Source organism: Streptomyces sp. NPDC004629, from assembly GCF_042873595.1.
GTDB lineage: Bacteria > Actinomycetota > Actinomycetes > Streptomycetales > Streptomycetaceae > Streptomyces.
In genome coordinates, this window is the sequence record NZ_JBIALO010000025.1 from 40,590 (window position 1) to 64,812 (window position 24,223).

The 24,223-nt window shown below is 74.3% G+C and carries 19 protein-coding genes, 1 pseudogene and 1 riboswitch; of the genes and pseudogenes, 4 read left to right on the plus strand and 16 right to left on the minus strand.

The window, feature by feature from the left end:
* Positions 1 to 28 precede the first annotated feature (28 nt).
* Positions 29 to 1,120 (plus strand): amidohydrolase family protein, encoded by a 1,092-nt coding sequence (locus ACFYTE_RS31045; RefSeq protein ID WP_388717624.1) that lies wholly within the window; start codon positions 29 to 31, stop codon positions 1,118 to 1,120.
* 172 nt (positions 1,121 to 1,292) lie between these two features.
* Positions 1,293 to 2,228, plus strand: coding sequence for an SCO1860 family LAETG-anchored protein (locus ACFYTE_RS31050; RefSeq protein ID WP_388717627.1), 936 nt, complete (start codon positions 1,293 to 1,295; stop codon positions 2,226 to 2,228).
* 303 nt (positions 2,229 to 2,531) lie between these two features.
* On the opposite strand, the gene cobC is transcribed toward ACFYTE_RS31050, so the two are convergent.
* The 7 genes from cobC to ACFYTE_RS31085 are packed head-to-tail and all read right to left on the minus strand — an operon-like array spanning position 2,532 to position 9,265.
* Positions 2,532 to 3,626 carry an Rv2231c family pyridoxal phosphate-dependent protein CobC gene (cobC, locus tag ACFYTE_RS31055; RefSeq protein ID WP_388717630.1) on the minus strand — a complete coding sequence of 365 codons (1,095 nt, stop codon included), beginning with the start codon at positions 3,624 to 3,626 and terminating at the stop codon, positions 2,532 to 2,534.
* Entirely contained in the window at positions 3,616 to 4,539 is a 924-nt protein-coding gene (locus tag ACFYTE_RS31060) for a sirohydrochlorin chelatase (protein ID WP_388717634.1), read from the minus strand. Before ACFYTE_RS31060 ends, cobC begins: the two co-directional genes overlap by 11 nt.
* Positions 4,536 to 5,126 (minus strand): precorrin-8X methylmutase, encoded by a 591-nt coding sequence (locus ACFYTE_RS31065; protein ID WP_388717637.1) that lies wholly within the window; start codon positions 5,124 to 5,126, stop codon positions 4,536 to 4,538. Before ACFYTE_RS31065 ends, ACFYTE_RS31060 begins: the two co-directional genes overlap by 4 nt.
* Positions 5,123 to 6,817 (minus strand): precorrin-3B C(17)-methyltransferase, encoded by a 1,695-nt coding sequence (gene cobJ / locus ACFYTE_RS31070; RefSeq protein WP_388717640.1) that lies wholly within the window; start codon positions 6,815 to 6,817, stop codon positions 5,123 to 5,125. Before cobJ ends, ACFYTE_RS31065 begins: the two co-directional genes overlap by 4 nt.
* Entirely contained in the window at positions 6,814 to 8,046 is a 1,233-nt protein-coding gene (gene cbiE, locus ACFYTE_RS31075; RefSeq protein ID WP_388717836.1) for a precorrin-6y C5,15-methyltransferase (decarboxylating) subunit CbiE, read from the minus strand. The genes cobJ and cbiE overlap by 4 nt, the downstream gene beginning before the upstream one ends.
* Before the next feature lie 5 nt (positions 8,047 to 8,051).
* Complete coding sequence (cobM, locus tag ACFYTE_RS31080; protein ID WP_388717643.1) at positions 8,052 to 8,870, minus strand: precorrin-4 C(11)-methyltransferase; 819 nt, start codon at positions 8,868 to 8,870, stop codon at positions 8,052 to 8,054.
* A 26-nt stretch (positions 8,871 to 8,896) separates the two neighbouring features.
* A complete protein-coding gene (locus ACFYTE_RS31085; protein ID WP_388717646.1) occupies positions 8,897 to 9,265 on the minus strand; it encodes a hypothetical protein in 369 nt (122 codons plus the stop codon).
* A gap of 708 nt (positions 9,266 to 9,973) precedes the next feature.
* On the opposite strand from ACFYTE_RS31085, the pseudogene ACFYTE_RS31090 reads away from it, so the two are divergent.
* Positions 9,974 to 10,417: pseudogene (locus ACFYTE_RS31090) on the plus strand (ZIP family metal transporter); the annotation flags it as partial.
* 17 nt (positions 10,418 to 10,434) lie between these two features.
* Here the strand turns inward: ACFYTE_RS31090 and cobI are convergent.
* The 9 genes from cobI to ACFYTE_RS31135 all read right to left on the minus strand — a co-directional run bounded on the left by cobI (position 10,435) and on the right by ACFYTE_RS31135 (position 23,361).
* A complete protein-coding gene (cobI, locus tag ACFYTE_RS31095; protein WP_388717649.1) occupies positions 10,435 to 11,166 on the minus strand; it encodes a precorrin-2 C(20)-methyltransferase in 732 nt (243 codons plus the stop codon).
* The gene (locus ACFYTE_RS31100; protein WP_388717651.1) at positions 11,163 to 12,539 is read right to left on the minus strand and encodes a cobyrinate a,c-diamide synthase; all 1,377 of its coding nucleotides are present in this window, start codon (positions 12,537 to 12,539) and stop codon (positions 11,163 to 11,165) included. Before ACFYTE_RS31100 ends, cobI begins: the two co-directional genes overlap by 4 nt.
* Positions 12,533 to 13,147, minus strand: coding sequence for a cob(I)yrinic acid a,c-diamide adenosyltransferase (gene cobO, locus ACFYTE_RS31105; protein WP_388717654.1), 615 nt, complete (start codon positions 13,145 to 13,147; stop codon positions 12,533 to 12,535). Before cobO ends, ACFYTE_RS31100 begins: the two co-directional genes overlap by 7 nt.
* On the minus strand, positions 13,147 to 15,147 hold the full coding sequence (locus ACFYTE_RS31110; protein ID WP_388717657.1) for a putative cobaltochelatase: 2,001 nt from the start codon (positions 15,145 to 15,147) through the stop codon (positions 13,147 to 13,149). The genes cobO and ACFYTE_RS31110 overlap by 1 nt, the downstream gene beginning before the upstream one ends.
* A gap of 169 nt (positions 15,148 to 15,316) precedes the next feature.
* Positions 15,317 to 18,967 carry a cobaltochelatase subunit CobN gene (gene cobN, locus ACFYTE_RS31115; protein ID WP_388717660.1) on the minus strand — a complete coding sequence of 1,217 codons (3,651 nt, stop codon included), beginning with the start codon at positions 18,965 to 18,967 and terminating at the stop codon, positions 15,317 to 15,319.
* Positions 18,964 to 20,475 carry a cobyric acid synthase gene (locus tag ACFYTE_RS31120; RefSeq protein WP_388717663.1) on the minus strand — a complete coding sequence of 504 codons (1,512 nt, stop codon included), beginning with the start codon at positions 20,473 to 20,475 and terminating at the stop codon, positions 18,964 to 18,966. The genes cobN and ACFYTE_RS31120 overlap by 4 nt, the downstream gene beginning before the upstream one ends.
* Positions 20,472 to 21,413, minus strand: coding sequence for a cobalamin biosynthesis protein (locus tag ACFYTE_RS31125; RefSeq protein WP_388717666.1), 942 nt, complete (start codon positions 21,411 to 21,413; stop codon positions 20,472 to 20,474). Before ACFYTE_RS31125 ends, ACFYTE_RS31120 begins: the two co-directional genes overlap by 4 nt.
* Before the next feature lie 120 nt (positions 21,414 to 21,533).
* Positions 21,534 to 21,607: riboswitch (cobalamin riboswitch) on the minus strand.
* A 226-nt stretch (positions 21,608 to 21,833) separates the two neighbouring features.
* On the minus strand, positions 21,834 to 22,055 hold the full coding sequence (locus ACFYTE_RS31130; protein WP_388717669.1) for a hypothetical protein: 222 nt from the start codon (positions 22,053 to 22,055) through the stop codon (positions 21,834 to 21,836).
* A 49-nt stretch (positions 22,056 to 22,104) separates the two neighbouring features.
* Positions 22,105 to 23,361 (minus strand): anion permease, encoded by a 1,257-nt coding sequence (locus ACFYTE_RS31135; protein ID WP_388717672.1) that lies wholly within the window; start codon positions 23,359 to 23,361, stop codon positions 22,105 to 22,107.
* Positions 23,362 to 23,545: 184 nt separating this feature from the next.
* Here ACFYTE_RS31135 and ACFYTE_RS31140 point away from each other — a divergent pair, with 184 nt between their 5' ends.
* Entirely contained in the window at positions 23,546 to 24,214 is a 669-nt protein-coding gene (locus ACFYTE_RS31140; protein ID WP_388717839.1) for a class II aldolase/adducin family protein, read from the plus strand.
* Positions 24,215 to 24,223 lie beyond the last annotated feature (9 nt).

The following is a 24,223-nucleotide window of genomic DNA, read 5'->3' on the forward strand; positions in this document are numbered from 1 at the left end:
GGACCGACGGTTCAATAAGGTGCCGTACATGAGCGATGGTGCGGTGCTGCACGTGAAGGGGCGCGTCCTCGTCGGACCGGACGAGGTCCGGGACGAGGTGTGGGTGGTCGGCGGGCGGATCTCCTACGACCGTCCGGCCGGCGCCCGCGATGTGACGAGCGTGACCGGGTGGGTGCTGCCCGGTCTGGTCGACGCCCACTGTCACGTCGGCCTCGGTACGCGTGGCCCGGTCGACGCGGACGCCGCCGAGAAGCAGGCGCTGACCGACCGGGAGGCGGGCACCCTGCTGGTCCGCGACGCGGGTTCGCCCTCGGACACCCGCTGGATCGACGACCGCGAGGACCTCCCGAGGATCATCCGGGCCGGCCGGCACATCGCCCGCACCCGCCGCTACATCCGCGACTTCGCCCACGAGATCGAGCCGGAAGAACTCGTCGCTCACGTCGCCCGGGAGGCGCGGCGCGGCGACGGCTGGGTCAAGCTGGTCGGCGACTGGATCGACCGCGACCTCGGCGACCTGGCCGCCTGCTGGCCGCGCGAGGCCGTCGCGGCGGCGATCGCCGAGGCCCATCGCCTCGGCGCCCGGGTCACCGCGCACTGCTTCGCCACCAGCTCCCTGCGCGACCTGGTCGAGGCGGGCATCGACTGCGTCGAGCACGCCACGGGGCTGACCGAGGACCTGATCCCGCTGTTCGCCGAGCGCGGCGTGGCGATCGTCCCGACCCTCGTCAACATCGCGACGTTCCCGCAGCTCGCCGCCGGCGGCGAGAGCAAATACCCGCGCTGGTCGGCGCACATGCGGCGGCTCCACGAGCGGCGCTACGACACGGTGCGCGGCGCCCACGACGCGGGCATCCCGGTGTACGTCGGCACGGACGCCGGCGGTTCGCTGGCGCACGGCCTGGTCGCGGCCGAGGTCGCCGAACTGGTCGCCGCGGGAATCCCGCCCGTCGACGCGCTGTCGGCGACCGCCTGGGGCGCCCGCGCCTGGCTCGGCCGGCCCGGACTGGCCGAGGGTGCGCCCGCCGACCTGGTCGTGTACGAGGCGGATCCGCGGGCCGACGTACGGGTGCTGGCGGCCCCGCGGCGGGTGGTGCTGCGGGGACACATCGTGGGCTAGGTGTGGGCTAGGTGTGGGCTAGGTGAATGCGGCGAACTCCTGTGCCGCGGGATTCGAAAGCCTTCGCGAAAACACCACGAACGGGTGAAGTAACTCAGGATCGCTGACGGTTCACCCACAGTACGTAATTCTGGCCGGGTCCCAAGCTCATCCCACTGGGGGTCCCACCGCCTTGAACAGCAATGACTTTCGTATGCCCGCACGCCGTCTGGCCGCCGTCGCGGCGGCCACGGCCCTTGCCGCGGGCCCGGCGGCGCTGGCCGGCGCGAGCGCCGCGCACGCGACCACCGACCAGGGTCGCGCCGGTGCCGTCGTCCTGCGTACCGGGCTCGACGTGTCCCTGCTCAACAAGACCGTGAACATCCCGCTCACGGTCTCCCTCAACGAGGTGCAGGCACCGCAGAGCGCCGACAAGACGGCGCTGTCCGCCCGGCTCGACGGCGTGGACGGCGGCAAGCCGTTCACCGTGCTCGGCGCGGACGTGGCCGCCGCCAAGGCCACCGTGGCCGACGGCCGCGCCGAGGGTTCCGTCGAACTCGCCCACGCCAAGCTGCACGTCCCCGGCCTGCCCCTGCTGTCCCTCGTCGAGATCGACGCGGTCACCTCCAAGGCGACCTGCGAAGCCGGGAAGCAGCCCACCGCATCCGCCAATGTGCTGGGCGCGGTGACGGTGCTCGGCAAGCGGATCACGCTCAGCGCGGGCGGCCCGACCAACGTCGAGGTGCCCGGGGTCGGCGAGGTCCGCCTCGATCTGTCGAAGCGGGAGACCACCTCCCGCACGGCGGCCGCCACCGCGCTCGAACTGAAGGTGTCCGTCAACCCGTTGAAGCTGAACGTGGCCGAGGTCGAGGGGACCGTCACCCTCGCCAAGGCGACCTGCGAGACGCCCGACGCACCGGCCAGGCCGAGCGAACCGGCCAAGCCGAGCGACCCGGCCAAGCCCGCCGACCCGGCCAAGCCCGCGTCGGACGTCAAGCCCCAGGGCGCCGCCGAGGCCGACCTCGCGGAGACAGGCGGCAACTCGGCGACGCCGTACATCGCGGGCGGCGCGCTCGCGCTCGTCCTGGCGGGCGGCGGCGCGGTGGCCCTGGCACGCCGCCGGAACTGACCGTCCGACGCGCGCGAGGGCCGGCCCGCCCCGGGGGACGCGCGCGGTACGGCCGATCCCGCTCCGCCACGGCGGCGGTGCCGCCGCGCGGCCGACCGAGCCGGTACGACCGGACCGGCGCGACCGAGCCGGAACGGGAACCCGAGCCGGAGCCGGTCGCCGGGTCCCGACAGCCGTGAGCAGTCGGCCGCCGGGTCCCGACAGTCATGAGCCCCGGCGGTTCCGCGCTGTCGTGAGGTTCGGCGGTCTTGCGGGCCGAAGGACGCCCTCTCGGCGGTCCCGTGGGGGAGGGGGCCCGAGGGGTCAGTCCGGGGCCGGTCCGGTCGGGAGGCCGGCCGGAGGGGGCAGCGCCGCGTCCAGGGCGCGCAGCAGGCCGTCCGTCGTGGTCCGGTCGCGCACCGCCATCCGGACCCAGTCCGCGCCGAGCCCCGGAAATGTGTCCCCGCGGCGCACGGCGTACCCGAGGTCGCGCAGCCGCCGCCGCACCCCGACCGCGTCCGGGATACGGACCAGGACGAATGGGCCTTCGGCCGGCTCCGCGACCCGCACCCCGCGCGCCGCGAACGCGGACAGGCCCGCCACCAGGTGGGCCCGGTCGGCCGCGATGCGATGGGCCGCGTGCGCCGCCTCCGCCAGCGCCCGCGACGTCACACACGCCCGCGCCGCCGCCAGGGCCGGCGTGGACACCGGCCACAGCGGCTGGGCCCGCGCCAGCTCCGCGACGGTCTCCTCGGCCGCCAGGAGGTAGCCGATGCGTAGCCCGGCCAGGCCCCAGGTCTTCGTCAGGCTGCGCAGGACGACCAGGCCGGGCACATCCGTCCGGCCGGCCAGCGCCTCGGGCTCGCCCGGCACCGCGTCCATGAACGCCTCGTCCACCACCAGCGTCCGCCCGCGGCGGGCGAGCCGGACGAGCGTCGCGGCCGGGTGCAGCACCGAGGTGGGGTTCGTCGGATTGCCGATCACCACCAGGTCGGCCTCCTCGGGGACGGCCGCCGCATCCAGCCGGAAGCCGTCCTCGGCGCGCAGCAGCACCCGGTCCACCGTGTGCCCCGCGTCCCGCAGCGCCGCCTCCGGCTCCGTGAACTGCGGGTGCACCACCACCGGCCGGCGCACCTTCAGGGCGCGGGCGAGCAGTACGAACGCCTCCGCCGCCCCCGCCGTCAGCAGCACCCGGTCCGCCCCGACCCCGTGCCGCGCCGCCACCGCCGCCCGCGCGGCCCGCCCGTCCGGGTAGGCCGCGAGAGCGGTCAGCGACCCGGCGATCCGCTCCCGCAGCCAGTCGGGCGGGGTGCCGGCACGGACGTTGACCGCGAGGTCGACCAGCGCCGACCCGTCGTCGCGGACCTCCGCGTCGCCGTGGTGGCGCAGATCGGGCCCGGCGCCGTCCTCAGTGGGCATGGGCGTGCCCGCCGTGATGGTGCCCGCCGTGGTGGTGGCCGTCGTCGTCCGGATGGAAGTGCGGCTGCTGCGGCAGGCCCACCTTGTCCTCGAAGCCCGGCAGCGCGATCCGGTACACGCACGCGTCGCAGTTCATCCGCACATCGCCCTGGACGGCCTCCGCGTACCGCTCCATCACCAGGTCGAGCAGTTCCGGCTCGGGCCCGATGACGTCGGCGCAGCGCACGTCCAGCTCCGGGTGCGCGGCGGCCCAGCCCTCGGCCTGCTGCCGCACCCGCTCCGGGAGGACGCCGGTGAACAGGAAGTACGGCAGGACCACGATGCGACGCGCCCCCAGCCGGGCGCACCGGTCGAGGCCGCTCGGCACGTCCGGCGCCGCCAGCGACACGAACGCCGTCTCCACTCCCGCGTACCCGCGCCCCTCCCACAGCAGCCGCGCCGCCTTGTACACCTCGGCGTTGGCGTCCGGGTCGGTGGAGCCCCGGCCGACCAGCAGCACGGTCACATCGGCCCGGTCGGCGGGCGTGCGGGCGGCACCGCCGAGCGCCTCGTCGAGCCGCCGCTCCAGCACGTCCAGCAGCGCCGGATGCGGGCCCAGCGGGCGGCCGTAGGCGTACGAGACGCCGGGATGCCGCTCCTTCTCCCGGGCCAGCGCCGCCGGTATGTCGCCCTTGGCGTGCCCCGCGGACACCAGCATCAGCGGCACGGCGGCGAACCGGCGCACGCCCCGCTCCACCAGTGCGGCAACGGCCTCGCCCAGCGGCGGCGGGGACAGCTCGATGAAGCCGCCCGCCACGGGCAGTTCGGGGTGGCGGCGGCCCAACTCCCGCACGAAGGACCGGAACGCCTCGGCTCCGGCCTCGTCCCGGGTGCCGTGGCCGGCGATGAGCAGGGCGGGCGGCGGGGTGGTCACTGATTCTCCTCGGTCGGTGAAGTCGGGTGGTACAGAAGGGCGTTGAGGGCGGCGGCGGCCACCGCCGAACCGCCCTTCTCGGAGACGTTGCTGACGGCGGGCAGCCCGCTCGCGCGCAACGCGGCCTTGGACTCGGCCGCGCCGACGAAGCCGACGGGCAGACCGATGACGAGTGCGGGGGAGGCGTCCAGCGTCAGCAGCTCCTCCAGGGCGGTCGGCGCACAGCCGATCACCCAGAGCGCCCCGGGTCCGACGTCCTCGTACGCGAGCCGGACCGCATGCGCCGAACGGGTCAGTCCTGGCCCGGACTCGGCGTCCCGCAGCCGGCAGACGGTCTTTTGGCGGGTGATGCCGGCCGCGACCATCTCCACGTCCACGACGACCGGCGCCCCGGCGTGCAGCGCGGCGTGCGCCCGCACCAGGTCGGCCTCGGCCATGACGAGGTCGTGCGCGTAGTCCAGATCGGCGGCGGAGTGGATGACCCGCTCCACCACCGCCCGGGTCAGCGGCGCGAAGCGGGAGGTGTCCAGACGGGCCCGCAGCCGCCGGAAGGACTCCTGCTCGATCGGGTGGATCACACGGTTCACCGGGCCTCCTCCTGCCGGGTGTCCTGCCAGCGGTAGCCGCGCGGGGTCACCATGCGTCCCGCGATCTCACGGGTCGCCGTGTTGCCCACCGTCACGACCGTCATCATGTCCACCCACGCCGCATCGAGCGCCCCCAGGGTGGTCAGCCTGCTCGACTCGTCGGCCCGCGACGCATTGCGTACGACACCGACCGGGGTGGCCGGCGCGCGGTGCTCGGCGAGGATCCCCAGCGCCGTGGGCAACTGCCAGGCACGGCCCCGGGAGCGCGGGTTGTAGAACGTCACCACGAGGTCCGCCTCGGCGGCGGCCCGCACCCGTCGCTCGATCACCTCCCACGGCGTGTGCAGGTCGGACAGGCTGATCGACACATGGTCGTGGCCCAGCGGCGCGCCCAGGACCGCCGCGCCGGCCAGCGCCGCGGTCACGCCCGGCACACCGGCCACGTCGATGTCGTCGGACGCCTCGGCGAGCGCGGGCGACGCCATCGCGTACACGCCGGCGTCCCCGCTCCCGATCAGCGCGACCGCATGGCCCGCACGGGCCTCGGCGACCGCCGTCCTGGCCCGCTCCTCCTCGGCGCCGAGGCCCGACTCCAGGACCCGGGTGCCCGGCCGCAGCAGGTCACGGATCTGGTCGACGTACTGATCCAGCCCGACGACCACCGAGGCGCGCCGCAGTTCGGCCCCGGCGCGTGGCGTGAGCAGATCACGGGCGCCGGGTCCGAGCCCGACGACCGCGAGCCGTCCGCGCGCGGGCCGCCGCGCCACGGCGCAGGTCGCCATGGCGGGCCGCCCGGCCGACTTCCGCTTGGGTACGAGGAGTTCGCCGCCGCGCAGCAGAGCGGCGGCCTCCGCGACGGACGGGGTGCCGACGGCGGCGAGCGGCGCTGCGGACGGGTTCGGCACGTCGACGCCCGCCAACTCCTCGGCGGAGCAGGTCACCAGGGGCACGCCGAGCCGTGCGGCGGCGGCCACGATGCCCGGCTCCGCGGACTTGGCGTCCACGGTGGCGAGTTCGGCGACGGACGCGGCCGACAACCCGGCGTCCCGCAGCGCGTCCGCGACCAGCTCCAGGACCTCCTCGGCCGGGGCGCCGCGGGAAGCGCCGACGCCGACCCTCAGCGTCGGCGGGCGCACCACCACCTCGCGCGGGCCGGGTTCGACATCCCGGTCGGTCACCCGGATCGTGTACGCGCCCTCGGCGGCGACCGGCAGCGGCGGCAGCGGCCAGGTCACCTCGGCGTCCAGAGCGACCGGCTCGCCGTCCAGCAGCGCCCGGGACACGGCCGCGACGGCGCCCTCGACCGGCAGCCCGAGGGTGTCGAGGCCGGGCACGCCCACCGCGTCCGTCGCCGTCGTCACCACCGGCGTCGCCGCCAGCAACCCGCCCACCTCGCGGGCGAGTTCGTTGGCCCCGCCGCCGTGCCCGCCGACCAGCGACACGGCGAACCGGCCGCCCTCGTCCACACACACCACGCCCGGATCGGCCGCCTTGTCGCCGAGCAGCGGGGCGATCAGCCGTACCACGGCCCCCGTCGCCAGGAAGCACACCAACTGCTCGCACTCCGCGAACGCGGCCCGTACGGCGTCCCTGACCGGGCCGTCGTACACCCGGGTGCGGTCCGGCCAGGCCGTGGCCAGCCGGTCGCGTGCCGCCGCCCCCGCAGCCGTGGCGGAAATCAGGCCGATCACTGAGCAACTCCTTCGACACTCGCGCGGGGCCGCTCGCCCCACAGCAGGAACACGGGATTGGTCGCGGCCAGCCGGGTCACGTCCCCGGGCAGCGGCGCGAGCCGCGACGACTGCAGCAGCACGCCGTCGCAGGAGAACCCGGCGGCGGTGAGCGCCGCGCGCGCCGCCGGCACCCGGTCCAGGGCGGCCACCGCGACCACCACGGCCCGCCGGGCCCGCCCGGCGCACTGCGTGACGACGGCGGGCAGCTCCCGGCCGCCGCCGCCGACGAACACGGCGTCGGGGTCGGGCAGTCCGGTCAGTACGGCCGGCGCCGTCCCGTGCACCGCCCGTACGTCGACGCCGTGCGCCGCCGCGTTGGCACGGATCCGCTCGATGCCGTCCGCGCTCTTCTCGACGGCCACGGCGGCGGCACCGAGCCGCGCGCACTCCACGGCCACCGAACCGGAGCCCGCGCCGACGTCCCACACCAGGTCGCCCAGGCGCGGCCCGAGCCGGGCCAGGGCCAGCGCCCGCACCTCGAACTTGGTGATCATCGAGTCGCGGTGGACGAACTCGGCCTCGTCCAGCGCCCACCGGGACGGCGGGGAGCCCGGCCCGGCCACCGTGCGCATCGCTCCCGGCGCCCGCGCCTCGTCCAGGCAGACGACCACGTTCACCGCGGTGCCCCAGTCCCGGGCGGCGGCCTCGGCGGGCGTGACCCGCTCCACCCGCTCACGGTCGGGATCGCCGAGCGCGCTCGCCACGACGAGGACCCGGCCCGCGTCGAGCGCGGCCCCCAACTCGGCGGGGCCCGCGCCAGGGCCGGTCAGCACGGCCACCTTGGGGTGCGCCAGGCACACGTTGACGGCGGTGCGCAGGGCCCGTCCGTGCGCGCTGACCACGACCGCGTCGTCCCAGGACAGCCCGATGCGTGCGAACGCCGTCGCGACCGACGAGACACCGGGCCGCACATCCAGCAGCCCGGACCCGAACCGCTCGGCCAGCGCCCGGACGATCCCGAAGAACCCCGGATCCCCGGAGGCCAGCACCACGACCGGCCGGGCCGCCCCGACGTACGCCGCGATGGTGTCGAGGGCGGGTCCGAGCGGCCCGAGGACCAGCCGTTCGGCCCCCTCCGGCAGCGGTACGGCGTCCAGGTGCCGGCGCGCGCCCACGACCAGCCCGGCACCGGCCAGGACGTCCTGCCGGACCGGCGCCCCGGTACCCGTGCCGACGACGGTGATCAACGGCGTCACGGGGTCGCGCCCCGCTCGCGCAGCGCCCTGCGGGCCTCCGGGTCGGCCCTGCGGAAGCCGTGGAAGTGACCGGGGTGGTAGAGATGCGAACGGGTGCCGTGCGCGTCCAGGGCCGGGCCGACCAGGAAGAGCGTGTGCTTCCACAGCCGGTGCTCCTTGACCGTCTCCTCCAGCGTGCCGATCGTGCAGCGCACCACCAGCTCGTCGGGCCACGTCGCCCGGTACGCGACCACCACCGGGGTGCTGGTCGGATAGCCGCCCTCCAGCAGCTCCCGCACCAGCTGCCCGCTGCGCGCCGCGGACAGGAAGACCGCCATGGTCGTGCCGTGCCGGGCGAACTCGCGCACCTCTTCACCGGTCGGCATCGGCGTCTTGCCCCCGCCGAGCCGGGTGAGCACGACGGACTGCGCCACCTCGGGAACGGTCAGCTCGCGCCGTGCGATCGCGGCGACCGCGGAGAACGCGGAGACCCCGGGCACCACCTCCGTCTCGATCCCGATCTCCGCGCACCGGTCGAGCTGTTCCTGGGTGCCGCCCCACAGGGCCGGGTCGCCGGAGTGGACTCGCGCGACCCGCAGCCCCTCGGCGTGCGCCTGGCGGTAGACGGCGACGACGTCCTCCAGCGCCATGGTCGCCGAGTCCAGGATCCGCGCGCCCTCGCGGGCGTGGTCGAGAACCTCCGCCTGCACCAGGCTGGCCGCCCAGATCACCACGTCGGCCTCGGCGATGGCGCGCGCGGCACGGAACGTCAGCAGGTCGGCGGCGCCGGGGCCGGCACCGACGAACGTCACCTTGCCGGTGAGGGCATCGGCCATGGGAAGGGGTCCTCTCGTACGAAATGTCATGGTTGGTGCGGTGGGTGGGCGGGCCGGATGTGCGCGGTGGGCGGCTGATCGGATAGCAAGGGCCCATGGCTGTCTTCGTCGCGCTCGGCGCGTTCCTGATGACGCTGGCCGGCGGCTGGACGGCACAGCGGGTGACCGACCGCCGCCACCTGGTCCTCGGCCTGGCCGGCGGCCTGATGCTGGGCGTGGTCGGTTTCGATCTGCTGCCGGAGGCGCTGGCGGTGGCCGGGCGGGAGGTGTTCGGCGTGCCGGCCGCCCTGCTGCTGTTCGTGGCCGGCTTCCTCCTGGCCCATCTGGTGGAACGCCTCCTGGCGGCCCGCCGCGCGGCCCACGGCGCCACGGAACACACGCAGCCCCTCGGCCACTCGGACCCCCTGACGCCCGCCCCCGCGCCTACGACAGACGGGGCGGGCGGCGAGGCTGATCCTCTTGGCGGGTCGGGTCCCGCGGTGCCCGGCCCCGTGCCTGCGGCAGAGGGGGCGGGTGGCGGCGCTGAGTCTCTCGGTTCGGCGGGTTCGCCGGTGTCCGGTCCCGTGCCTGGGGCAGACGGGGCGGGTGGCGATGCCCGGCCCCTCGGTCCGGCGGGTTCCGCGGTGTCCGGTCCCGTGCCTGCGGCAGAGGGGGCGGGCGGCGACGCTCAGCCTCTCGGCCCACCGGGTCCCCCGGTGTCCGGTCCCGCGGCTGCGGCAGACGGGGCGGGTGGCGATGCCCGGCCCCTCGGCCACTCGGAACCCCTGGTGTCCGGCCCCGTGCCCGCGCCGGACCGCACGAGCGACCGCACGCAGCCCCTCGGCCACTCGGACCCCCTGATGCCCGCCCCCGCGCCTACGGCAGACGGGGCGGGCGGCGACGCTCAGCCTCTCGGCCCACCGGGTCCCGCGGTGTCCGGACCCGCGGCTGCGGCAGACGGGGCGGGCGGCGAGGCTGATCCTCTTGGCGGGTCGGGTCCCGCGGTGCCCGGTCCCGTGCCTGCGGCAGAGGGGGCGGGTGGCGGCGCTCGGTCTCTCGGTTTGGCGGGTTTGGCCGTGTCCGATGCTGCGCCGCAGGCCGTTGCCTCGCCGCACTTCCACGAGCACCGCTCGCCCGAGGTGGGGCTCACCGCGGCCGGCGCGATGGTCGGGCACAGCGCCATGGACGGCGTGGCCATCGGCGCCGCCTTCCAGGTCGACGGCGGCATGGGCGCGGCCGTCGCGCTCGCGGTGATCGCCCACGACTTCGCGGACGGCTTCAACACGTTCACCCTCACCAGCCTCTACGGCAACGCCCGCCGCAAGGCGCTCGCGATGCTGTTCGCCGACGCCTGCGCCCCGCTGATCGGCGCCCTGTCGACGGCGCTCTTCACCATCCCCGAGCAGGCTCTCGGCGGCTATCTCGGCCTCTTCGGCGGCGTGCTCCTGTACCTCGCCGCGGCCGAGATCCTGCCCGAGGCACACCACCAGCACCCCGCCCGCTCGACCGTGCTGTGCACCGTCGCGGGGGCCGCGTTCATCTGGCTGGTGGTGGGCATCGCCGGCTGAGGGCGCCCCGACGACGCTCACAGTTTGCCGCCCCGCGAGCCGTCGCGCCGGGCCGGCGCGATGAGCGTGGACAGATACGGCAGCGGCGCCCCGTCCAGATCGGCGGCGGGCCGGACCGACTCCTCCGGCAGGCCCAGCGCCGAGCCCCACACGGCGTCCTGGAGCCGCCCGGTCTCCCGCAGCGCCTCGGCCACCTCCCCGGCCTGCCGCCCGAACTTGTACGCGACGACCGTGCCGGGCCCGGCCAGCGCGTCCTTGAGCGCGGACGCCCCGGCGGTCACCGGCACCAGCGTGAGCGGCTCGGTCCCCTCCGTCAGTACGGCGCCCGACCGGGCCGCCAGGTCCTGCATCGCGGTGATCCCGGGCACGGTCCGCACGACGGCCCCCGGTACCAGCCGTGCGACCGTCTGGGCGAGATAGGTGAACGTGGAGTACACGTTCGGGTCGCCGATGGTCGCGAAGGCGACGGTCCGCGCCTCCCGCAGCAACCCTGCGACCCGCTCCCCGGCCGCGTCCCAGGCGGCCTCCCGCCGGGCCCGGTCCGTGCGCTCGTTGAGCGCGAACACCACCCGGACCACCTTCTTCGCGGGCACGTAGTGCAGCACGGTCGCCTCCGCGCGCCCGCGTTCCCCGGTGTCCATCACCGGTACGACCACGACATCGGCGGCGCGCAGCGCGTTCACGCCCTTCACGGTCACCAGCTCCGGGTCGCCGGGACCGACCCCGACCCCGATCAGCGTGCTGCTCATGACGTCCGGCACCTCTCCACGAACCGACGGGCCACGCCGGGCCGCGCGGCCCAGTGCGTATGCAGATAACTCGCGTGCACCCCGTGCTGCACAAAACCCTCGACGCGCCGCTCCGGGCCCCGCACGCCCCACGCCGGGGCCGCCCCCGCACCCGGCGCGACGACGGTCCGGTGGAACTCGTGCCCCCGCATCCGCGTCCCGGCCCCGGCCAGCACGCTGTCGCTGACGGCGACCGCGTCCCGGTAGCCGAGGGTGAGCCGCTCAGTCATCCGCGCGGTGGCGTCCAGCACCCCGCACATGGGTCGGCCGTCCAACTCCCGGCACAGATACAGCAGTCCGGCGCACTCCGCGGCGAGCGGGGCACCTCGCCGTGCCAGCCCGGCGATGGCCCCGCGCAGCGGCTCGTTGGCGGACAGCTCGGCGCCGTACACCTCGGGAAAGCCGCCGCCGATGACCAACCCGACCGTGTCGTCGGGCAGTTGCTCGTCCCGGAGCGGATCGAAGGTCACGACGTCGGCACCGGCGGCGGTGAGCAGTTCGGTGTGCTCGGCATAGGAGAAGGTGAACGCGGGCCCGCCGGCGACGGCAACGGTCGGCGCCGACCGCCCGGCCGGCGGTTGCGAACCGGCGGCGGCCGAGGCGGGGTTCCAGGGGGCCGAGCCCTGCGGAAGGGGACCGGCCGCACGGGCGAGCGCCGCCAGCGCGCTCACATCACACCCCTCGGACACCAGCGCCGCCATCGCCCGCACCGCGTCGACCGCCGCGGACCGCCGCTCCGCGACCGGCACAAGACCCAGATGCCGGGACGGCGTCGCCACGGCGGCCGCCCGCCGCAGCACCCCCAGCACCGGCACCCCCACCGACTCCAACGCCTCCCGCAGCAGCTCCTCGTGCCGGTCGGACCCCACCTTGTTCAGGATCACCCCGCCGATCCGCACCTGCGGGTCCCAGGACGCGAACCCGTGCACCAGCGCCGCCACCGACCGTGACTGCGCGGACGCGTCCACCACCAGCACGACCGGCGCCCGCAGCAGCTTCGCCACCTGCGCCGTGGATCCCAGCTCGCCCTCCCCTGCGGCACCGTCGTACAGCCCCATCACGCCCTCCACGACGGCGATGTCGCAGTCGTGCGCCGCGTGCAGGAACAGCGGGCCGATCAGCTCGGGGCCGCACAGATACGCGTCGAGGTTGCGGCCCATGCGCCCGGTGGCCAGCGCGTGATACCCGGGGTCGATGTAGTCGGGGCCGACCTTGTGCGGGGACACGCTGAGCCCCCGCCCGGCCAGGGCTGCCATCAGCCCGGTGGCGACGGTGGTCTTGCCGCTGCCCGACGCGGGCGCGGCGATGACCAGACGGGGTACGGACGTCACCACTCGATGCCCCGCTGGCCCTTCTGGCCCACGTCCATGGGGTGCTTGACCTTCGACATGTCGGTGACGAGGTCGGCGAAGTCCACGAGCGCGCCGGGCGCGTGCCGCCCGGTGATCACCACATGCTGCGTGCCCGGCCTGTCGCGCAGCACCGCGATCACCTCGTCCGTGTCCACCCAGCCCCAGTGCATCGGGTACGCGAACTCGTCGAGCACATACAGCCGGTACGTCTGCGCCGCCAGGTCCCGCTTGACCTGCTCCCAGCCCTCCCGGGCCTTCTCCGCATTACCCAGATTGTCCAGGTTGTTCAGTGTGTCCCGCTGCACCCAGGACCAGCCCTCGCCCATCTTGTGCCAGACGACGGAGCCGCCCTCGCCGGAATCGCCGAGCACCCGCAGCGCCCGCTCCTCGCCGACCCTCCACTTGGCGGACTTGACGAACTGGAACACCCCGATCGGCCAGCCCTGGTTCCAGGCGCGCAACGCAAGACCGAAAGCGGCCGTGGACTTGCCCTTGCCCACACCCGTGTGGACCACGACGAGCGGACGGTTGCGTCGCTGCCGCGTCGTCAGCCCGTCGTCCGGCACCACACTCGGCTTTCCTTGTGGCATTACGCGGCCCTCCTCGACGTCCCCTGTACATCCCTGACCAGACCGGCGATCGCATCGGCACGCAATGCGTCCAGCGTGACGGCCGTACCGCCCAACTCGTCCGCCAGCCGCCCGGCGAGCCCGAGCCGCACCGGCCCCGACTCGCAGTCCACGACCACCGAGGCGATCTGCTCGGCCGCGAACAGCCGCGCCGCACGCCCGGCGAGGCCGACCGGATCGGGGCCGCCGGTGGCGCGACCATCGGTCACCACCACGACCAGCGCCCGGCGCGCCGGATCCCGCAGCCGCTCCACCCGCAGCACCTCGTGCGCCTTGAGCAGCCCGGCCGCCAGCGGCGTCCGCCCGCCGGTCGGCAGCGACTCAAGCCGGGCCGCCGCCGTGTCCACCGACGAGGTCGGCGGCAGCGCAACCTCCGCGGCCGACCCCCGAAAGGTCACCAGCCCCACCTTGTCCCGCCGCTGATAGGCGTCGAGCAGCAGCGACAGCACGGCACCCTTCACGGCGCCCATCCGCTGCCGGGCCGCCATCGAACCGGAGGCGTCCACGACGAAGAGAACGAGGTTCCCCTCGCGGCCTTCCCGCGTCGCCTGCCGCAGATCGTCCCGCCGGATCACCAGCCCCGGCCCCGACCGCCCACGCGCCCGCTGGTGCGGGGCGGCGGCCCGCACGGTGGCGGCCAGATGCAGCTTGGTCAGCGCACCCCGGGGCCGGCGGGCGCCGGTGGTGCGCCCGTGCTCGGTCCGCGCCCGCGACCGCCGCCCGGCGGCACCCTCACCGATCCCGGGCACGCTCAGCGCCTTGGTGCGGAACGGCTCGCCGGCCCGTACGGCCGACTGCTCCCGCCCGCCGGACGTCTGCGGTTCCCCGCCCTCACCGGCCTCGGGCCGTGCGGCGGTGTCCCCGTCGCCCTGCGGGCCGCTGTCGGGCGTCGGCTGCCCACCGCCGCCGCCGGGCCCATCGGGATCGGGATCGTCGTCGCCCTCGTCCTGCCCGGAGAACTCCTCCAGCGTGTCGTCCAGCCTGTCCTCGTCCAAACCAGGCGCGTCGAACGGATTGCGTCGGCGCCGGTGCGGCAGCGCGAGCAGCGCCGCCTGCCGTACGTCCTCGGCGAGCACATCGGTCCGGCCCGCCCAGGCCGCCAGCGCGGTCGCCGTACGCGCCATCACGATGTCGGCGCGCATGCCGTCCACCTCGAACGCGCTGCACACCGCCGCGATCTGCCGCAGCGCGCCATCGCCCAGCAGCACCCGCGGCAGCAACTCCCGTGCGGCGACGATCCGCCCGCGTACGGCGACCTCCTCGTCCGCCCAGCGCGCGGCGAAACCGGCGGGGTCGTCGTCGTACGCCAGCCTGCGACGCACGACCTCAACCCGCTGATCCGGCTCCCGCGAGGCGGCGACCTCCACCGTGAGGCCGAAACGGTCCAGCAACTGCGGCCTCAGTTCGCCCTCTTCGGGGTTCATGGTCCCGACGAGCAGAAAGCGCGCGGCATGCCGTACGGAGACCCCTTCGCGCTCGACGTACGAGGCACCCATCGCGGCGGCGTCCAGCAGCAGGTCGACGAGGTGGTCGTGGAGCAGGTTGACCTCGTCGACGTAGAGGATGCCGCGGTGCGCTTGCGCCAGGAGGCCCGGCTCGAAGCTCTTCACGCCTTCGGCCAGCGCGCGTTCGATGTCCAGCGCGCCGACGAGCCGGTCCTCGGAGGCACCGACGGGCAGTTCGACCATGCGGGCCGGCCGTTCGACTTCCTGGCCCGGCTCGTGCGGCCCGTCCGGGCACGACGGATCCGGTGCCGCCGGGTCGCAGGAGAAGCGGCATCCGGGGACGACCGCCACCTGCGGCAGCAACGCGGACAAGGCGCGTACGGCCGTGCTCTTCGCGGTCCCTTTCTCCCCTCGGACCAGCACTCCGCCCACGGCAGGGCTCACTGCATTGAGGAGCAGGGCCAGCCGCAGATCGTTCTGCCCGACGACGGCAGTGAACGGATAGGGGATACTCACGCCGAGATCACTCCTTTGAGTGGCTGGTGCGATGACCGTGCGTCGCAGGCCGTTGCAGCTGACAGGGTGTGGGCATGTTCCCCGCTGGCGCGGGGGTGATCCGGGCACCGCCAAATCGACGGCCGTCCGTGCGCTGTTGTCCCCGCCGACGCGGGGGTGCGGAGAGCGTTCATTCGCCGCCCTCCAGATCTCCCTCAAGTTCGAGGTAGGTGTCCCGGAGCCGGTCCAGAGTCTCCTGGTCCGGCTCCGCCCACAGCCCACGGTCCGCCGCCTCCAGCAGGCGCTCGGTGATCCCGCGCAGCGCCCATGGGTTGGACTTCTTCATGAAGTCCCGGTTCTCGGCGTCGAAGACGTACTCCGCGCTGAGCTTCTCGTACATCCAGTCGTCGACCACGCCCGCCGTGGCGTCGTAGCCGAACAGGTAGTCCACGGTCGCGGCCATCTCGAAGGCACCCTTGTAGCCGTGCCGTCGCATCGCCGCCATCCAGCGCGGGTTGACGACCCGCGCCCGGAACACCCGGTGCGTCTCCTCGCCGAGCGTCCGCGTCCGCACCTGGTCCGGTACGGCCGAGTCGCCGACGTACGCCTCCGGGTTGGCCCCCGTCAGATGCCGCACCATGGCGACCATGCCGCCGTGGTACTGGAAGTAGTCGTCCGCGTCGACCAGGTCGTGCTCGCGGGTGTCGACGTTCTTCGCCGCCACGGCGATCCGCCGGAACGCCGTTTCCATGTCGCCGCGCGCCGCCCGCCCGTCGAGTCCGCGCCCGTACGCGTACCCGCCCCAGACGGCGTACACCTCGGCCAGGTCGGCATCGGAGCGCCAGTTGCGAGCGTCGATCAGCGGCAGCAGACCCGCGCCGTACGCACCCGGCTTCGAACCGAAGACGCGGGCCGTCGCGCGCCGCCGGTCACCGTGCTCGGCCGCATCCTCCTCCACATGCGCCCGCACGTAGTTGGACTCGGCGGGCTCGTCCAGCTCGGCCACCGCCCGTACCGCGTCATCGATCAACCCGACCACGTGCGGGAACGCGTCCCGGAAGAAGCCCGAGATACGGACCGTGACATCGATACGGGGCCTGCCGAGTTCGGCGAGCGGCACGATCTCGAAGCCGGTCACCCGGCGGGAGGCGTCGTCCCAGACCGGGCGGCAGCCCAGCAGCGCCAGGATCTCCGCGATGTCGTCGCCCTGGGTGCGCATCGCGGACGTGCCCCAGACCGTCAGACCGACCGACTTCGGGTACTCACCGGTGTCGCTGAGATACCGCTGCACCAGTGAGTCGGCGAGCGACTGGCCGACCTCCCAACTCAGCCGGGACGGAATGGCCTTGGGGTCGACCGAGTAGAAGTTCCGGCCGGTCGGCAGGACGTTGACCAGCCCGCGGGTCGGGGAGCCCGAAGGACCCGCCGGAACATAACCGCCGTCCAGCGCGTGGAGGATGTGCCCGATCTCGTCGCCGGTGCGGGCCAACCGCGGTACGACCTCCGTGCACGCGAACTCCAGCACGGCCACCGCCTCCGGGAGTTCGCCGCCCAGCACCTCGCGGACCAGGGGCGCGCTCTCGGCCGTCGCCCAGCCGCGGGCCTCCATGCCCTCGGCGATCCGCCGGCACAACTGCTCCAGCAGGTCGATCGCGTCGGCGGCCGTACGGGACGGGCCCTCCACCAGGTCCGTCAGCTCCACCGGCACCTTCACCGGAGCGCCGGGCTCGGCCAGCAACTCCTTCTCGACCAGCCCGAAACGGGCGGCGAGGCAAGCCCTGAGCCCCGGAAGGGCGTTTGCCTGCCCGCCCCACACCTGGGACGCCCGCAGGACGGCCAGCACCAGGTTCACGCGCGGCTCACCGACCGGGCCGCCACCCAGGACGTGCAGACCGTCCCGGATCTGCACGTCCTTGATCTCGCACAGATAGCCGTCGATGTGCATGACGAACTCGTCGAAGTCGTCGTCCCGCGGCTGCTCGTCCACATGCAGGTCGTGGTGGAGTTCCGCTGCCCGAACGAGCGTCCAGATCTGGCTGCGCACCGCCGGCGCCTTCGCCGGGTCCAGGTCGGAGACCAGCGCGTACTCGTCCAGCAGCTGCTCCAGCTTGGCCAGGTCGCCATAGGTGTCGGCGCGGGCCATCGGCGGCACGAGGTGGTCGACCACGGTGGCGTGGCCGCGCCGCTTGGCCTGGGTTCCCTCGCCGGGGTCGTTGACGATGAACGGGTAGACGAGGGGCAGGTCGCCGAGGACGGCGTCCGGGGCGCAGCCGGCGCTCAGGCCGAGGCCCTTGCCCGGCAGCCACTCCATCGTGCCGTGCTTGCCCATGTGCACGACCGCGTCGGCGCCGAAGCTGTTCTCCAGCCAGCGGTAGGCCGCCAGATAGTGGTGGGACGGCGGCATGTCGGGGTCGTGGTAGATCGCGATGGGGTTCTCGCCGAAGCCGCGCGGCGGCTGGATCATCACGACGACGTTCCCGAACCGGAGACATGCCAGCACGATGTCCTCGCCGTCGACGTACAGGCCGCCCGGCGGCTCGCCCCACGCCTCCAGCATGGCGCCCCGCAGCTCCGGGTCGAGTGTGCCGAACCACGCCCGGTAGTCGGCGAGCGGCACCCGCGCGGGCGCGGCGGCCAGCTGCTCCTCCGTCAGCCACTCGACGTCGTGCCCGCCGGCCGCGATCAGCCGGTGGATCAACTCGTCGCCCCCCGCGGGGTATTCGGTGAGCGAGTAACCGGCGTCGCGCAGCGCGTCCAGCACCCGGACCGCCGACGCGGGCGTGTCGAGGCCGACCGCGTTGCCGACCCGGGAGTGCTTGGTCGGGTACGCGGTGAACACCAGCCCGATCTTCTTCTCGGCGTTCGGCTTGTGCCGCAACCGGGCGTGCCGCACGGCGATCCCGGCGACCCGCCCGGCCCGCTCCGGGTCGGCGACGTACACGGGCACGTCGTCGGGTCCCCGCTCCTTGAACGAGAACGGCACCGTGATCAGCCGCCCGTCGAACTCCGGGATGGCGACCTGCATCGCCGCGTCCATGGGGGAGAGCGCCGCTTCCGACGCCGCCCACGCCTCCCGGGACGAGGTGAGGCACAGCCCTTGCAGCACGGGGACATCGAGGTCGGCGAGCGCCCCGACATCCCAGCTCTCCTCGTCGCCGCCGGCCGACGCCTGCGAGGCGTGGGTGCCGCCCGCGGCCAGCACGGTCGCCACCAGCGCGTCGGCCCGGCCGAGGACCCGGTACAGCCCGGCGTCCGCGCCGCGCAGCGAACCGCAGTACACGGGAAGGGCGTTGGCGCCGTGCGCCTCGATCGCGTCGCACAGGGTGTCCACGAAGGCGGTGTTGCCGCTCAGTTCGTGGGCCCGGTAGAAGAGCACACCGACGGTCGGGCGGTCCGCGACCAGGGCGCGCTCGCCGTGGACGCCGTACTCCGGCATCTTCCGCGGTTCTTCGAAGCCCTCACCGGTCAGCAGCACCGTGTCGGACAGGAACCGGGCGAGTTCGCCGAGGTTGGCGGGTCCGCCCTCCACCAGATAGCGCAGCGCCTGGGCCACGACACCCGCGGGCACGGACGACTCGGCCATCAACTCGGCGTCCGGGACGGCCTCGCCGCCGAGCAGCACGGTCGGCACGCCGGACGCCCGCACCGCGGCCAGCCCGTCCTCCCAGGCCCGCTTGCCGCCCAGGAGCCGGACGACCGCGAGGTCGGCGCGCCGCAGCAGCGCCGGAAGCTCCTCGGCGACGTCGAGCCGGGTCGGGTTGCCGATCAGATAGGACGCGTCGGCGGCACGCGCCGCCAGCAGATCGGTGTCGGCCGTCGACAACAACAACACTGTGCTCATGCGGGCGCTCCCGGTGGAATGAAGGGCAGTCCTCGTGGCGCGCCCGACTCGATGAGCCGCCACAGCGCGTCCGTGTCCGCGTGCTGTTCGATCAGATCGCCGAGCCGGTCGAGCCGCTGCTCGCGCAGCGCGGCGAAGCAGGTGTCGGCGGCCGGTACGAAGCGGCGGTCCGCGGCGGCCGCCACCTCGCGCAGGAAGGCCCGCCGGAAGCCGTCCGACTCCAGCGCGCCGTGCCAGTGCGTGCCCCAGGTCCGGCCGACCCGGCAGCCGTCCAGGAAGGGCTCGCCGCCCGTGACGTCGGCGACGCCGTGGTGGATCTCGTAGCCCTCGACGTGCTCGCCGAGGGCCGCGCCGGTGGGCCGGGCGAGGGTCTTCTCGCGGGCGAACCGCACCCGCACCGGCAGCAGGCCGAGCCCCGGCACCCGCCCGGCCCGCGACTCGACCTCATCCTCGATGTGCTCGCCGAGGATCTGGAAGCCGCCGCAGATGCCGAGGACCGGGCGGCCCTCGCCGGCCCGGCGGCGCAGCGCCCGGGCCAGGCCGCGCTCCCGCAACCACTCCAGGGCCCGGACGGTGCCCCGGGTCCCCGGGACGACGACGAGGTCGGCGTCGGCCATCTCCTCGGGACGGTCCACGAACCGCACCACCACGCCCGGTTCGGCGGCCAGCGCGTCCACGTCGGTGAAGTTGGACATGAGCGGCACGGCGCACACGGCGATCCGCAGCACGTCCGCGCCGACGGGTTCGGCGGCGGCCGACTCCCGCACCGCGCCGCGCAACGAGACCGCCAGTCCGTCCTCCTCGTCGATGCCGAGTCCGTGCCGGAACGGCAGGACGCCGTAGGCGCGCCGCCCGGTCAGGGCGTGCAGCATGTCGAGGCCCGGCGCCAACAGGCCGACGTCCCCGCGGAACTTGTTGACGAGGAACCCGGCGACCAGCTCCTGGTCCTCGCGTGACAGCAGCGCCACGGTCCCGAAGAACGACGCGAAGACGCCGCCGCGGTCGATGTCACCGACCACCAGCACGGGCAGCCGCGCGCCCCGCGCGATGCCCATGTTCACGATGTCGGTGCGCCGCAGGTTGATCTCCGCCGGGCTGCCCGCCCCCTCGCAGATCACGGCGTCGTACGTGGAGCGCAGCGTGGCCAGACAGTCGAGGACGGTGCCCAGCAGCCGCTGCTGCCGCCCGCCGTGGTAGCCGCGCGCGCTCAGTTCGCCCACGGGCCTGCCCAGCAGCACGACCTGACTGCTCTGTTCCCCGCCGGGCTTGAGCAGCACCGGGTTCATCAGCGCGGTCGGCTCGATCCGGCAGGCCTGGGCCTGCATGGCCTGGGCCCGCCCGATCTCGGCGCCCTCCCGGGTGACGAACGAGTTCAGCGACATGTTCTGCGCCTTGAACGGCGCGACCTTGACCCCCTGCCGCACCAGCCACCGGCAGATCCCCGCGGTGATGACGCTCTTGCCGGCGTCGGAGGTGGTGCCGGCGACGAGGAGACCCCCACCGGTCATGACCCGTGTCCCTTCGCGGTGAGGCGCGCGGCGGCCACGACGCCGAGCGCGAGCAGGCCGACCCGGCGGGAGAGCCGTACGGCACGTTCGATGTCCGGGGCGGCGACGGCACGGCCGCCGCCGTTGAGCACGGGCCGGTGCTCGACGCGCCCCCCGTAGGAGAGGGTCCCGCCCAGCCGCACGCCCAGCGCCCCCGCGAAAGCCGCCTCCACGGGACCGGCGTTGGGGCTCGGATGCCGGCGGGCGTCGGCCCGCCATGCCCGTACGGCGCCCCGCGCATCGGGCCCGCAGACGGCGGCGAGCACGGCGGTGAGCCGGGCCCCCGGCCAGCCTGCGACGTCGTCGAGCCGCGCCGCGGCCCAGCCGAACCGGCGGTGGCGCGGCGAGCGGTGCCCCACCATCGCGTCGAGGGTGTTCACGGCCCGGAACCCGACGAGTCCGGGCACCCCGGCCAACGCCCCCCACACCAGGGCCCCGACGACCGCGTCCGAGGTGTTCTCGGCCACGGACTCCACGACCGCACGGGCGATCCCGTCGGCGTCCAGGGCCTGCGGGTCCCGCCCGCACAGATGCGGCAGCCGTGCCCGGGCCGCCGCGACGTCCCCCGTGTCCAGGGCCCGCCCGATCGTCCGGGCCTCCCGGGCGAGCGAAGTGGCGCCCACCACCGCCCAGGTGGCGGCCCCGGTGAGCGCAACGGAGGCGGCGGGGGAGGGGCGTACGGCCCGCTGGGCCACGGCCGCGAGGGCCGCGGCGCCGCCGACGCACAGGGCGGTGTGCAGGGCTCCCCATCCGCGGTGGTCCCGCCACAGCGCACGCTCCGCCGCGCCGGCCGCACGCCCGAACACGGCGACCGGATGTCCGCGGCGCGGATCGCCGACGAGCAGGTCACCGAGGAGGCCGAGGGCGGCGCCGTACGCGAAGACGCGTTCGGCACGCACCGGCTCAGCCGGCCGTGGGGTCGGGAAGCGACCTGGTGCTGTACCTCAATCCGCAGCCGAGCATGGCGATATGTCCTCACTCAGGGTGTCCACGCCCTGGTTCGACGAGACCGGCGGTGAGAGTTCCTGGCTCCCGGGGAGTTCTTCCCCGGTGACAGTGGCGGGACCGCGCCGGATTCGCACCGGCTTCCTCTCGTGCCGCCGTACATGGCTCCGGCAGTCCACCACGGCCCCGGAAGGGCCGTCAACTTGCCGTTGACCTGCGAGGGGAGAGTGTGCCGAGGCTCATATCGGCACCGCGCCCATTTCGGTGGGCGCCGACCCGGGGCAGCGCCCCGAAGGGGCGCGGGGAACTGCGCGACCAGCCACGACGGAGCCGCAGATGACCGACGGCACAGCACGGCCCGTCCAGCGGAGCGCTCACGCCGTGATCAGGTGGATCCCGTAGGCCACCGCGGCGGCGCACGCCGCGAAGCACGTGTACGCGGCGGTCAGCGCGAGGCCGGCGGATCCGCCCCGGGCGGCGGCCCGTTCGCGGCGCGACAGTCCGGCCACGCCGAGGGTGAAGAGGGCCACCAGCGCCACGGTGACCGCGAGGCTGACGCCGAAGACGGAGCCGAGGGCCGCCCAGTCGATCTTCATGGTGATGCTTCCTTGGGTACCGGGGGAGAGAGGGGAGGGGGGCGGACGGTCAGACGGCGGCGGCCGGCGGTGCGGCCTGGTCGGCGGCGGCCGGGGCCGCGGACACCGGCGGGGACGGGATCGTGGCCGTCAGGTCGTCGGCCGGGGTGCCCGCCGCCGGAGGCGTCACGGCGGCGATCGCGGCGGTCACCACACCGGCCGGCTCGCCGGTGTCGTTGACGTTGCTGTGGTCGACGACCTCGCGCCGGGAGATCTTCCAGATCGCGGCGGCGGAGGCGACCAGGAAGACGGCCACGCACCCGGTGCCCCAGTCGCCGAGGTCCGTGACCGTCTCCGCGAGCGCGCCGACCAGCGCGGCGGCCGGCAGCGTCAGCGCCCAGGCGACGACCATCCGGGTCGCCGTGGACCAGCGGACCACGCCGCCCTTGCGGCCCAGACCCGCGCCCATCACGGAACCGGAGACGACATGCGTGGTGGAGAGGGAGAAGCCGAGGTGCGAGGAGGCCAGGATGGCGGTCGCCGCGCTGGTCTGGGCGGCGAAGCCCTGCTGCGGCTGGAGGTCGGTCAGGCCCTTGCCCATCGTGCGGATGATGCGCCAGCCGCCGAGGTAGGTGCCGAGGGCGATGGCGAGGCCGGCGCAGAGTATGACCCAGGTGGGAGGGTTGGAGCCGGGGGCGAGGGCGCCGCCGGCGATCAGCGCCAGGGTGATGATGCCCATGGTCTTCTGGGCGTCGTTCGTGCCGTGGGCCAGGGAGACCAGGCCGGCGGAGGCGATCTGGCCGGCCCGGTAGCCCTTCTCGGCGGCCCTGCCGTCCGCCTTCGCGCCGAGCCGGTACGACAGGCGGGTGGCGAGCAGTGCCGCCACGCCCGCGACGACCGGCGCGGCGAGCGCCGGGATGAGCACCTTGGTGACGAGCGCGTCGCCGTGTACGGCGCCCGCGCCGGCGGAGGCGACGGTGGCGCCGATCAGGCCGCCCATCAGGGCGTGCGAGGAACTGGAGGGCAGACCCACCAGCCACGTCAGCAGGTTCCAGAGGATCGCGCCCACCAGCGCGGCGAAGATGACCTCGGGACGGATGCCGGTCTCGTCGACGAGACCCTTGGAGATCGTGTTGGCGACCTCCACGGAGAGGAAAGCGCCCACCAGGTTGAGTGCGGCGGACATGGCCACCGCGACCTTGGGCTTGAGCGCACCGGTCGAGATGGTCGTGGCCATCGCGTTGGCGGTGTCGTGGAAACCGTTCGTGAAATCGAACGCGAGTGCGGTGATCACCACAATCGCGAGGATCAGCGAGAAGCCTTCCATTTACCCAGGCAATCGTTCGAAGTCATTGGCCGGTTGAACGTAGGCAATCTTGATGAACGGAAGGTGAACTGGGGAGGGATTCACGGTGTCGCGGGCGGCGCGCCCACGGTGGCCACCACGACCCGTTGAGCAGATCCGGGTCACCCGCCAGGATCAGGACATGGACCAGGACATCGATCAGGGCATGGATCAGGGCACCGCTCAGGGCATGACGGCACAGGTGGCACACGCCTGGGAGGCACTGGTCGGCGCGGCCCGCCGCACCGTGTCCGACGGGCTGGTAGTCGGCACCTCGGGGAACGTCTCGGTGCGCGTCGGCGACACCGTGCTGGTCACGCCCTCGGGCGTGCCGTACGACCGGCTCACACCGGACGACGTGACCGGCGTGGACCTCGACGGCCGGCAGGTGCTCGGCACGCTGGTGCCCACCAGCGAACTGCCCATGCACCTCGCCGTCTACCGCGCCACGGACGCGCGGGCCGTCGTCCACACCCACGCCGTGCACGCCACGGCCGTCTCGACGCTGGTCCTGGAACTGCCCGCGATCCACTACATGACGGCGGCGCTCGGCGGCCCCGTCCGCGTCGCACCGTATGCCACGTACGGCACCGAGGAACTGGCCCGGAACATGCTCCGCGCCCTCGCCGGCCGCTCCGGCTGCCTGCTGCGCAACCACGGCACCCTCACCTACGGCACCACCCTCGACCAGGCCTACGACCGCACCGCCCAACTGGAGTGGATGTGCCGCCTGTGGCTGACCGCATCCTCAGTACCGGGCCACACCCCCACCCTCCTGACCCCCACCCAACTAACAGAAGCAGCAACCCACCTCCACACCTACGGCCAACCCTAGGGACAGGGG

Bases quoted from the DNA above. Each gene is read 5' to 3' on its own strand.
- ACFYTE_RS31045 (WP_388717624.1), top strand. From the start codon at position 29: ATGAGCGATGGTGCGGTGCTGCACGTGAAGGGGCGCGTCCTCGTCGGA.
- cobC (WP_388717630.1), bottom strand. From the start codon at position 3,626: ATGCCCACTGAGGACGGCGCCGGGCCCGATCTGCGCCACCACGGCGAC.
- cobM (WP_388717643.1), bottom strand. From the start codon at position 8,870: ATGGCCGATGCCCTCACCGGCAAGGTGACGTTCGTCGGTGCCGGCCCC.
- cobI (WP_388717649.1), bottom strand. From the start codon at position 11,166: ATGAGCAGCACGCTGATCGGGGTCGGGGTCGGTCCCGGCGACCCGGAG.
- cobO (WP_388717654.1), bottom strand. From the start codon at position 13,147: ATGCCACAAGGAAAGCCGAGTGTGGTGCCGGACGACGGGCTGACGACG.
- cobN (WP_388717660.1), bottom strand. From the start codon at position 18,967: ATGAGCACAGTGTTGTTGTTGTCGACGGCCGACACCGATCTGCTGGCG.
- ACFYTE_RS31120 (WP_388717663.1), bottom strand. From the start codon at position 20,475: ATGACCGGTGGGGGTCTCCTCGTCGCCGGCACCACCTCCGACGCCGGC.
- ACFYTE_RS31130 (WP_388717669.1), bottom strand. From the start codon at position 22,055: ATGAAGATCGACTGGGCGGCCCTCGGCTCCGTCTTCGGCGTCAGCCTC.
- ACFYTE_RS31135 (WP_388717672.1), bottom strand. From the start codon at position 23,361: ATGGAAGGCTTCTCGCTGATCCTCGCGATTGTGGTGATCACCGCACTC.
- ACFYTE_RS31140 (WP_388717839.1), top strand. From the start codon at position 23,546: ATGGATCAGGGCACCGCTCAGGGCATGACGGCACAGGTGGCACACGCC.